This window comes from Dehalococcoidales bacterium, from assembly GCA_030698765.1.
Classification (GTDB): domain Bacteria; phylum Chloroflexota; class Dehalococcoidia; order Dehalococcoidales; family UBA2162; genus JAUYMF01.
The window spans coordinates 1-10,753 of record JAUYMF010000137.1 but is presented as its reverse complement, the minus strand read 5'-3'; the positions used below and the strand labels follow the sequence as shown (position 1 = coordinate 10,753).

The following is a 10,753-nucleotide window of genomic DNA, read 5'->3' as shown; positions in this document are numbered from 1 at the left end:
CGGGTGAGCTTGGAGCCGGGGTCAGCGCCCACTACCAGGTAAGCGGTACCGCGGGTAACGTTGTCTTTAGCCGCGCCGCCGAGGGCTTTTATCCTCTCCTCAGCTTCCTGCCGGGTGAAATCTTCCAGTCGGCCGGTGATGACAAACTCCTGACCTCTCAGGGGAAGTTCCTGGGGTTTGACAGGCTTCTCTTCCAGCCGGACTCCTGCCTTTTTTAGCTTACGGATAATGCCGAGGTTGGCTTCCTGCCGGAAGAAAGTAACAATGCTCTGCGCGATCTTGGGGCCGACGCTGGGGACGGACATCAGTTCCTCGGTGGAAGCAGCCGCCAGCTTATCAATGCTACCGAAGTGTTCCGCCAGTACCTGCGCCATCTCCCCGCCGACGTGACGTATGCCCAAAGCAAAGATAACCCTGGCCAGGGGCTGGTTCTTACTATTCTCAATAGCCTCAAGGACATTAGCGGCGCTCTTCTCCGCCATTCTTTCCAGTCGCAGCAGGTCCTCTTTCTTCAGGTGATAAAGGTCGGCGGCATCCCTGACCAGCCCCTCGTTGAGCAGGACAGCCGTCATTGATTCGCCGATACCTCTGATGTCCATCGCCCCCCGGGAGGCGAAGTGCTCCAGCCGCTCCTGTACCTGGGCCGGGCAGGTGGCATTGGGGCAGTAATACATCACCTCGCCTTCAGGCCGGAACACCTCGGTACCGCATTGCGGGCACAGCGGGCGGTCTTCCCCCCACTTCTCCTTAGAAATCTGTTTCAGCTTTTCCCTCAGGTCAAACTCCCGGCCGCGGCCGGGGCTATCTTTACTCTCCGGAGTCGGCCCGACCACTTCCGGAATAACCTCCCCGGCACGCTGCACCAGGACGCGGTCGCCCTCGCGGATATCCTTGCGCCGGATGTCGTCCTCGTTATGCAGCGCCGCCTGCTTGATGGTCACTCCTCCCACCGAAACCGGCTCCAGAACGGCATAGGGGTTAAGCGTGCCTGTCCTGCCGACGCTGATGTCAATTCTTTTCAGCCGGGTAGTAACCTGGACTGCCGGGAACTTGTAAGCTATCGCCCACCTGGGTTCATGCCCGATGTCCCCCAGCCTCCTTTGCAGAGCCAGAGAGTCTACTTTGATGACTACTCCGTCAGCTTCATAGGGCAGGCTTTCCCTCTTCTCTTTCCAGGTATCATAATACTTCTCGACCTGGTCAATGCCGGAGAAGTGAGCGTTATTGGGGTTTGTCTTGAAGCCCAACGACTTCAGATATTGCAGGGTCTCCCAGTGGGTCTCCGGCGTTGTCCCGCCCTCCGCATAGCCCAGGGCATAAATGTAGATATCCAGAGGACGTTTTGCCGTGATGCGCGGGTCAAGCTGCCGCACTGACCCGGCGGCGGCATTCCTGGGATTGGCGAATACCGGTAGCCCTTCGGCCTCTCTTTCCTTGTTTAGCCGGTGAAAACCGGCCTTGGGCAGAAAGACCTCCCCCCGCACCTCGAAGTGGGGCGGCGCGTCTCCGGATACGGAGAGGGGAATACTCCTGATTGTCCTCAGGTTACGGGTGATATTTTCACCACGGAAGCCATCACCGCGGGTAGCTCCGGTAGCCAACTGACCGTTGATATAGGTCAGGGCAACCGCCAGCCCGTCAATCTTGTGCTCGCCAACCAGACCGAACTGTTCCCCTGTAAGCAGCTTTGAGGTTCGCGTGTACCAGGCCAGTAACTCATCCTGGGAAAAGGCGTTACCCAGGGACAGCAAGGGCAACGGGTGTTCCACCACACCGAAGACAGCTACGGGAGCAGCCCCAACCCGCTGAGTCGGAGAGTCAGCCGTCAGGAACCGGGGATATTTCTCCTCAAGCTCCTTAAGTTCGGTCATTAACCGGTCATATTCGGCGTCACTGACCTCAGGACTATCCAGCACGTAATAACGATAGTTATGATGGTTGATTTGAGCCTTTAGCTCCTCTATTCGATCTTTTATCCGGCTGGTTGTTTCCATAAAGAGTCTTGTCACGCAGCTAATTTGAAGCTATTCCCACCATCAGTATAGCATAGTCCCCTCCCACCAAAAAGATAAGACCTCGGCTGATACTTATGATTATCAGGAGTTGCGTCCGCCCTCTGTCATAGGGTAAACTACTATCGAAACAGACTGTCGGTTAACCGAAAAGGACCAAACGAGCTTGGCCGAGATTCGCCCCTTCCGGGGTGTTCATTATAATCAATCGCGGGTCGATGACTGGTCAGAGGTCATCTGTCCCGTCTATGATATTATTACACCTCAGCAACGAGAAGAACTCTACTTAAGAAGCGATTATAACTTCGTCCGGCTGGAACACACACGGGAACTGCCCCAGGATACCAACGCGGACAACAAGTACACCCGCGCCGCGGCTACTTTGGAACAATGGCTCAAGCAGGGTGTCCTCGAGATAGACAGCATACCGGCGATATACCTTCACGACCAGTATTTTACCCTTCATGGTCGGAAGTACCGGCGCCGGGGGATTATCGTACGGGTGAGATTGGAGGAGTGGGAGAGGATGATAATCCGCCCCCATGAAGGCACACTGGCGGAACCGAGGGGCGACCGGCTCAATCTGCTCTGGGCGATTGAGGCCAACACCAGCCCAATCCTGGCCATGTTTGAAGACCCTGAGCAGAGGCTCTCCTCATTACTGGCTACCCAGGAACGAAACCAGCCGGCAATTAGCGCGCCTAATATCATGGGAGAAGCCCATGTTGTCCGGGCTATCACCGACCCAGAGACAATCGACCAGGTATGTCATATCCTGGCGGAACAGCCGCTCTATATTGCTGACGGTCATCACCGTTATGAAAGCGCCCTGGCTTACCGGCATGAATCACTCGCCCGTTCACCGTCGGCATCGGGGGATGAATCCTTTAACTTCGTCATGATGACGCTGGTAGATTTTGCCGATCCCGGACTGGTCATACTTCCCCCCCACCGGCTGGCACGCGGTATCTCAAAATCAACCTTGAATGAGCTGGTACCCAGGCTGAAGGCACTCTTTGAAATAGAGGAACTGCCAGCGGACACCGCCGATCTGTGGCATCGTGTTGAGGGTTCATCCACGGAAGAAAATACACCCAGGCTGGTCATCTTCGGTCTGAATGGCGATTGTCTTTCCGTGCTGAGACTGCGTGACCCGGAGGCTGCCAGCCAGATGATGCCCTACTTCCACTCGGAACTGTACAAGAAGCTGGATGTCAGCCTCGTCGACCACATCATACTGGAAAAACTCCTCGGTATCGACAGCGAGAAGGAAAAAACCAGCCTTGCCTATGTTTATGACCGGCAGGACGCCATCAATAGAGTAACCGTCCAAGAATACCAGCTGGCCTTACTGCTTAAGCCGGTCAGTCCCGAAGTAATTAAGACTATCGCCGATGTCGGTGACAGAATGCCCCGAAAGTCAACGTACTTTTACCCCAAATTGCCCGCCGGACTCATCTTTAACCGCCTGGTGTAAGAATATCCGGCGGGAACCCGGACTCTATTTATCCAGCTGGGCTGGTGCCGGGTTTTTGTACCCCGGTAACAATTTTTCAGGCACCAGCTTTACCAGATCTTCCACCGTCCACAAGCCGTCTTTTCTGGGTAGGGTTCTCACCCTCTCCGGCTCGGAGTAGATGGAGATGTTACCCTTGGTGACATCGAACACCTGCCCGTTGATATCACCCGCCTCTTGGGTACACAAATACGCGACCAGCGGACCTACGGTCTCCGGCGGGTCCAGATTGATATACTCATCAAGCTGCTCCTTGGTGATGAGCCCCGCTTCATACCGCTTCTTGAAGCCCTGCACCGAGTCCTCACTGAGCGTAAACCGGGTGGCTACCAGGGGAGCATAAGCGTTGCAGGTCACTCCGTACCTGCCCAGCTCCCGGGCGATGGCTCTGGTCAGGCCGACCACTCCTGCCTTGGCCGCCACGTAATTGCAGTGCCCCATAGCCCCCAGCCGCTCCACAGAGGTGGTATTGATAATACGACCCCACTTCTGTTCCCTCATCAGGACACAGGCATGGCGGATGCAGTTCCAGGTGCCTTTCAGATAAGAATTTACTGACCGGTCCCATTCCTCCTCGGTCATGTTCCAGACCATGTGCGGCGCGTCGGTACCGGCATTATTGACCACGATATCCAGTCGGCCAAACTCGTCGACCGCCTTCTGTACCATCTGGCGCGCTTCCTCAAAGCTGGCCACGTCACCAAAGAAAGGAGCCGCCTGACCGCCCATATCCCTGATTTCCTGGGCGGTAGTTTCCGCGTCCCCGCCTTTAGTACCCGGCCGGCGGTTATTGGTGATTAATATAGCGCCTTCTTGAGCCAGGGCCAGCGCCACCGCCCGGCCAATTCCCTGCCCGGAGCCGGTGACCGCCGCCACTCTATTCTTTAACCTGTCACCCATTTTGTCCAAACCTCTCTTCGTTTTTTTAGATAGGAAGTTCTTACTTTCCCTTCCAGACAGGCTTTCTCTTCTCAATAAAAGCCATTCTGCCTTCAGCCAGGTCTTCTGTCTCCAGGCAGTAGGTGAACAGGGCATGTTCCAGTCGCCCGCCCTCTTCCTTTTCCAGTGACAGCCCCCTGACCATCGCCTCCTTGGCGGCTCTGACTCCCAGGGGTGACATCTGACAGATTTCCTCAGCCCACTCCCTTGCCGTGGACATGACCTGGTCAGGAGGAACGACCTTATTGACCAGTCCCAGCCGGTAGGCTTCCTGGGCATCAATCATCCTGCCCATCAGGTTCATTTCCGCCGCCTTGCACCAGGGGATTGTCCGCGGCAACTTCCAGGTAGCACCCGCCGCCGGTAACACCCCCCATTTTACTTCTGTCTGCCCGAAGCGGGCCGTCTCCGAGGCAATCCTGATATCACAGGACAGAGCCAGTTCCATACCTCCGGCCAGGGCATAGCCGTTGACGGCCGCCACCAGAGGCTTGAACAGGTCAAAGCGGTGCATCGGGGCCAGCTGCACTGCCCACGGGTCCAGCTTGTGCTCTTTCCAGAAAGGGAACAACTCTTTGATATCGGCGCCGGCCGAAAATGATTTATCCCCGGCCCCGGTGATGATGCCCACCCAGACTTCCGGGTCGTCACGGAAGTCTATCATCGCCTCGTTTAACTCCTTTAACAGGTTAATGCTGAACGAGTTCATGGCATCAGGGCGGTTCAGGGTGATAGTGGCAATTCTGCCTTCCTTCTTGTATTCAATATCCATGCAAACCTCCTCACTATTTTAGACTAGCCGAGTATTTTCCTGATATAGAACCGGTGCCGACCGCCTCTGAACTAGAGCCTTACCAGCTTAACCGTATCGGCACCGGGAATTGACAGTATCTGCCGCTGCTGCTCCTCAGGCAGGGGTTCATCAAGGGCCAGTATCATCAACGCTTTCCCCCTGGGCTTGAGACGGCCGAGGTGCATAAAACTGATATTGATGTTGGCATCTCCTGTTATCTTGCCTACCGCCCCGATAAACCCGGGACGGTCAAGATGGGCGCTGAATAGGAAATAACCGCCGGTGGGGACAATGTCAATCCAGAACTCGTTGACCCGGACAATCTGTGTCTCTCCGCGCATCACCGTAGCCGCCACCGTGGTGGTACCGACACTGGTAGAGGCTTCCACAGTAACCAGGCTGGTATAATTCTTGCAGGTAAGGTCTTTCTGCTCCGCCACGGTAAGGCCGCGCCGGGCAGCTATAAGGTTAGCGTTAACCAGGGTTACCCGCTCCTCGCTGATTTCCTGCAGTACCCCGCCCAGGACAGCCGCCTTGAGAGCGTTAGTATCGTAACCGGCAATCTCGCCTTCATATTTAATCAAAATAGAAGCCACCTGCCCCTCAATCAACTGGCTGAGCAGCTTCCCGGCCGCCGTCGCCGCCCTGATAAAGGGCAGCAGCACCGGCTGGGTTTCTTCGGGGATGAGAGGGGCATTAACGGCGTATCTGGCGGGCTGACCTTTAAGCACGGCCACAACCTGCTCGGCAACATCAGTAGCTACCAGGGTCTGGGCTTCAGCCGTGGAAGCTCCCAGGTGAGGAGTGACAATAATGGCGGGTTCGTCAAAGAGGACACTACTGGTGAGCGGCTCGGTGGCGAAGACATCGATAGCCGCTCCGGCCACCCTTTTCTCTCTCACCGCTTTAACCAGCGCCTCTTCATCAATCAGCCCGCCCCGGGCGGTATTGATGATGCGGACATTTGGCTTGACCAGAGCCAGTTCTTTAGCCCCGATCAGCATCCTGGTTGATGTGGTCAGCGGCACATGCAGGGTAATAAAGTCTGATTCCTGGAGGAGCTGTTTCAGGTCAACCAGGTCCACCTGCAGGGTACGGGCATAGTCAATGGAGACAAAAGGATCACAACCGATGAGCTTCATCTCCATTCCTCGGGCGCGCCGGGCTACCTCCGTTCCCACGTTTCCCAGACCAATGAGTCCCAGCGTCTTGTTTCTGACCTCGATACCCATAAAATCATTCCGCCGCCACTTTCCAGATTTAAGCAAGGTACAAGCCTGAGGAATATGGCGAGCGAGGGACAGCATCAGAGCGATGGTATGCTCCGCGGCGGCGGTGGTATTGCCCGTAGGCGCATTGACCACCACGATGCCTCGCCTCGTCGCTGCCTCGACATCAATATTGTCGACACCGACACCGGCGCGGGCAATGACCTGCAGTTTCTCACCGGCCTCGATGATCTCGGCGGAGACCTGGGTCTGGCTGCGTACTACCAAGCCTTCATAGTCGCCCATAATAGAAAGCAGTTCCTCATGTTTCAATCCCGGCCTGAGGTCTACCTCAGTATAGCTACGGAGGATATTTATTCCCTCTTCACCAACAGGCTCAGTAACCAGAACCTTCATCGACTCACTCTCCCGAATTAGACGGCAGTGGTGACAAAACCAAGTTCAGGTAGCACCACCTTCAGGGCTTTTATCACCTTCTCAATGTTATTTTCAGTCACCCACCCCAGGTGTCCGATACGGAATACCTTACCGACCAGGTGCGCTTGTCCTTCAGCCAGCTCAATCTGGTGCTCGTCCCGTAGAAGCTGAAGCAGTTTTTCGCTATCAACCCCGGCGGGGGAATTCACCGCGGTCACCGTATTGGAGGCATAGCCTTCCTCGGCGAAGAGTGACAGTCCCAGTGCCTTTACTCCCTCACGGGCCGCCCGGGCTACCCGGGCATGCCGGGCAAAGACATTTTCCAGCCCCTCCTCCAGCATCATCTCCAGTGCTACCGAGAAGGCAAATACTATCGAAACAGCCGGTGTCCAGGGGGTTTGCCATTTCCCCAGGTACTTCTTGGCCTGGGCGAAGTCCCAGTAAAAGCGGGGCATCCTGGCGGTAGCCTGCGCTTTCCAGGCTTCTTCGCTGACGCTGACCATAGCCATACCGGGGGGTACCATCCATCCTTTCTGAGAAGCAGTCACGACAACATCGCAGTGCCATTTATCTACCGGAAGGTCAATCGAGCCCAGGCTGCTGATGGCATCAACCAGTAATAGCTTATCAAACTCCTTTACCACCGAGCTTATCGCTGCCAGGTCATTGGTCACACCGGTAGAAGTCTCATTATGGGTGACCATGACCGCCTTGATTTTCGGCTCAGCCTGCAAACTCTTACGCACCGCCTCAACATCGACCGGCTTCCCCCAGTCAAAGCGCAGGGGAATAACATCCGCCCCGAACTTCTGGGCGATAGTGATAAAGCGTTCACCGAAGGCACCAACGGATAGAGCCAGGACTTTATCACCCGGGGATAGAATGTTAACAGCCACCGCCTCCAGTCCACCGGTACCTGAGCCGGTAAGAAGAAGAACATCATTCCTGGTCTGGAACAATTGTTTCAAGTTAGACGTCACATCCTGCATCATCTGCTCAAATTCATCGCCCCGGTGGTTTATCATCTGTTTGGCCATCGCCTGCAGAACTTCCGGAGGGCAGGGTGTAGGTCCCGGTACACGTAACTCTTCCATCGGTCACCTCTACTGTTGATTAGTCTGGTTCACATTATAGCCGAATTAACGACTTTAGCAAAGCACTGTTTTGGGGGATTTTACAACCTATCCCCCTGACCCCCTTCCCTTACCAAGGGAAGGGGGAGTGTAACATAAGAGGGGCGAAGCCCCTCTTGGACGCCCCTTACTAAATCCCCTGCCTTGGTTCAATGTCAGTATTAACGACTTTAGCAAAGCGCCTTTTACCCACTTTAATAATACTGCCGTTTTCAATATGGGCAATGACATTCGTAATTTTCTTCCCATTAACACTGACAGCACCCTGACGAATAAGTCTACTCGCTTCACTACGACTCCTAGCAAAACCAATCTTTATAAGCATATCATCAAGATTCCAATCATCCTGACCAAGAATCCTAATGTCACGTCCATCTTCTTTTCGCCATCGGGAAGGCATTTTTGCAAAAGAAAATCGGAACTCAGGAATCTCTTCAGGCATTTCCCTCTTCTCATGCACTTTCTCAAAGTGCCCCTGAGCCCCGGTGGCTGATTTTTTATCATAGAGCAGGGTTACAATCTCCCCGGCCAGGCGTTTTTTGAGCGTCATCGGGTTAACGTCATCGTTCTCAAGGTCCCGTCTGAATCGGGCAAGCTCTTCTTCGGGGACATCGGTCAGCAGCTCGAAGTAGTCCATAATAAGATTATCATTGATTGACATCACCTTGCCGTAGATTTCAGCGGGCGGCTCGGCGACTCCGATGTAGTTGCCCAGGCTCTTGCTCATCTTCTGGGTGCCATCGGTGCCGATGAGCAGCGGCGTCATCAGGCACTGCTGGGGGCGCTGCCCCACTATCGACTGCAGTTCCCTGCCCAGCAGTAAATTAAACCTCTGGTCGGTGCCCCCGAACTCAACATCCGCCCTGACCATTACCGAGTCATAAGCCTGGAGCAGAGGATAGAGCAATTCGGTGACGGCAATCGGTCTCCCGGCATTATACCGGCTGCTGAAATCTTCACGGGCGAGCAACTGGGCGACGGTGAACTTGCTGGTGAGCTGAATCACGTCACCCAGGGTAAACTTGCCGAACCACTGGCTCTGCCAGGCAACCTCAGTCCGGTTTTTGTCCACTATCTTGAAGAACTGCTGCATATAGGTCTCGGCGTTGGCTTTGACCTGCTCCGCGGTCAACATTGGCCGGGTAATGGAAACCCCGCTCGGGTCGCCAATCTGTGCCGTCCAGTCGCCAACGATGAGCACCACCTGGTGACCCAACTCCTGGAACTGCCGGAGTTTGCGCAGGCCCACGGTATGCCCCAGGTGAATATCGGGAAAACTGGGGTCAAAGCCTTCTTTCAGGCGCAGCTTCTTGCCGGAGCGGAGCAATTCCTCCATCTCCTGCCTTACGATGACCTCAGCCACTCCCCTCTTGAGCAGCGAGGCAATATCACGGTCAGTATTCATGGCTAACTTTTACCTCTGGAATTCAGAATGGCTACTCCCTGTTTCACATCCTCAGCTATTTGCTTCTTCAGTTCCTCTGCCGTATCAAAGCGCTTCTCACCGCGCAGCCGTTCCACAATATCAATTCTCAACTCGTGTCCGTAGAGGTTACCCTGATAATCGAGGATATATGTCTCCACGGTACGCCCGTCATCGTTAAAGGTAGGACGCCGGCCAATATTGGTCATTGACGGGTAAGCTTTACCATCAACATAAGCCCAGGTAACATACACCCCGTCGGCGGGCATGGCTTGCCCGGGGTCTATCTCCAGATTTGCCGTGGGGAAGGACAACCCTGACCCCCTGCCCACCCCGGCCGTCACCTGTCCCTGAAGGCTGAACGGGCGCCCGGTGAGGGCGATTACCCTGCCGATATCACCAGCGGCCAGGGCGTTCCTGATGGCCGTACTGCTGACCACCTCGCCATTGATTTTACGAGGTGGCACTACGGTGATGGTGAAGTCCATCTCCTGCCCCAGCCGGCGCAGATTATCGATATCGCCTTCCCGTTCGCGGCCCAGAGCGAAATCAGGTCCAACCACCAGACCGCGCATTCTGAGGTATTTCTTGAGAAGACCGGTAAACTGAGCGGCACTGAGCTGGGCCAATTCAGCGGTGAAAGACAGGGCAACGACCTCATCCACACCCTCTTTTTTGAGGAGACTGACCTTTTCCGGCAGGCTGGTCAGGAAGGGCAACCTGGTCCGGGATGATAGCACCCCGCGGGGGTGCTGCCGAAAAGTCACCACTCCACCCTGCAAGCCCTGCTGGCGGGCGGAGTCCATCAACTGTGAAATCAGGTACTGATGCCCCCGGTGGACCCCATCGAATACCCCGATGGCCAGCACCATATCTTTCTCAGGTGATACCTTTGCCAGCTCTTCCTCTACCTGCATGACTCCTTCACCCGAACCGGATTAAGAACTGAAAATTATGATACGGGATAGTAACTGACTAAATATAAAAAGGGGCTAATAGAACCCGGGCTGCCCTCTCCTAGTTGAAGTGCTTTAATACTAGCATAAGCCTATTTAGGCGTCAACCGCGGGTGCCACACAGGGGGCTAGCCAGGGTTTGTCAGAGTAGCGGCCTCAGTAGGCAGAGGAGACTTCACACGAGGTTATTTTAGCGGCAGCACCAGTTTGAAAGAATCAGGAGGCTTTCTGGAAATAGTAACCGACTCCCTGTTCAGTCAGGATATACCTGGGCAGAGCCGGGGTTGGCTCTATCTTCTGCCGCAGATGGGAAATATAGATACGCACATAGTCCA

The 10,753-nt window shown here is 55.1% G+C and carries 8 protein-coding genes; 1 reads left to right on the top strand and 7 read right to left on the bottom strand.

What is annotated here, in order from left to right; all coding sequences use genetic code 11:
- Positions 1–1,994 (bottom strand): NAD-dependent DNA ligase LigA (gene ligA, locus Q8Q07_06730; protein MDP3879979.1); only part of this gene is annotated, 1,994 nt, incomplete at its 3' end.
- Positions 1,995–2,178: 184 nt separating this feature from the next.
- Here ligA and Q8Q07_06725 point away from each other — a divergent pair.
- Positions 2,179–3,489, top strand: a complete 1,311-nt coding sequence (locus tag Q8Q07_06725) for a DUF1015 domain-containing protein (GenBank protein MDP3879978.1) — start codon at positions 2,179–2,181, stop codon at positions 3,487–3,489.
- A gap of 24 nt (positions 3,490–3,513) precedes the next feature.
- On the opposite strand, the gene Q8Q07_06720 is transcribed toward Q8Q07_06725, so the two are convergent.
- From Q8Q07_06720 to Q8Q07_06695, 6 genes are all read right to left on the bottom strand, one after another.
- A complete protein-coding gene (locus tag Q8Q07_06720) occupies positions 3,514–4,428 on the bottom strand; it encodes an SDR family NAD(P)-dependent oxidoreductase (protein MDP3879977.1) in 915 nt (304 codons plus the stop codon).
- Between the two features lie 40 nt (positions 4,429–4,468).
- Positions 4,469–5,239 carry an enoyl-CoA hydratase-related protein gene (locus Q8Q07_06715; protein MDP3879976.1) on the bottom strand — a complete coding sequence of 257 codons (771 nt, stop codon included), beginning with the start codon at positions 5,237–5,239 and terminating at the stop codon, positions 4,469–4,471.
- 71 nt (positions 5,240–5,310) lie between these two features.
- Positions 5,311–6,885, bottom strand: a complete 1,575-nt coding sequence (serA, locus tag Q8Q07_06710) for a phosphoglycerate dehydrogenase (protein MDP3879975.1) — start codon at positions 6,883–6,885, stop codon at positions 5,311–5,313.
- A gap of 17 nt (positions 6,886–6,902) precedes the next feature.
- Entirely contained in the window at positions 6,903–8,000 is a 1,098-nt protein-coding gene (locus tag Q8Q07_06705) for an alanine--glyoxylate aminotransferase family protein (GenBank protein ID MDP3879974.1), read from the bottom strand.
- Between the two features lie 169 nt (positions 8,001–8,169).
- Positions 8,170–9,444, bottom strand: coding sequence for a tyrosine--tRNA ligase (gene tyrS, locus Q8Q07_06700; protein MDP3879973.1), 1,275 nt, complete (start codon positions 9,442–9,444; stop codon positions 8,170–8,172).
- A 2-nt stretch (positions 9,445–9,446) separates the two neighbouring features.
- Positions 9,447–10,379, bottom strand: coding sequence for a bifunctional riboflavin kinase/FAD synthetase (locus tag Q8Q07_06695; protein MDP3879972.1), 933 nt, complete (start codon positions 10,377–10,379; stop codon positions 9,447–9,449).
- Between the last annotated feature and the right edge of the window lie 374 nt (positions 10,380–10,753).

Coding starts and splice junctions, on each gene's coding strand:
- Q8Q07_06695 (MDP3879972.1), bottom strand. CDS start 10,379: ATGCAGGTAGAGGAAGAGCTGGCAAAGGTATCACCTGAGAAAGATATG.
- Q8Q07_06705 (MDP3879974.1), bottom strand. CDS start 8,000: ATGGAAGAGTTACGTGTACCGGGACCTACACCCTGCCCTCCGGAAGTT.
- tyrS (MDP3879973.1), bottom strand. CDS start 9,444: ATGAATACTGACCGTGATATTGCCTCGCTGCTCAAGAGGGGAGTGGCT.
- Q8Q07_06715 (MDP3879976.1), bottom strand. CDS start 5,239: ATGGATATTGAATACAAGAAGGAAGGCAGAATTGCCACTATCACCCTG.
- serA (MDP3879975.1), bottom strand. CDS start 6,885: ATGAAGGTTCTGGTTACTGAGCCTGTTGGTGAAGAGGGAATAAATATC.
- Q8Q07_06720 (MDP3879977.1), bottom strand. CDS start 4,428: ATGGGTGACAGGTTAAAGAATAGAGTGGCGGCGGTCACCGGCTCCGGG.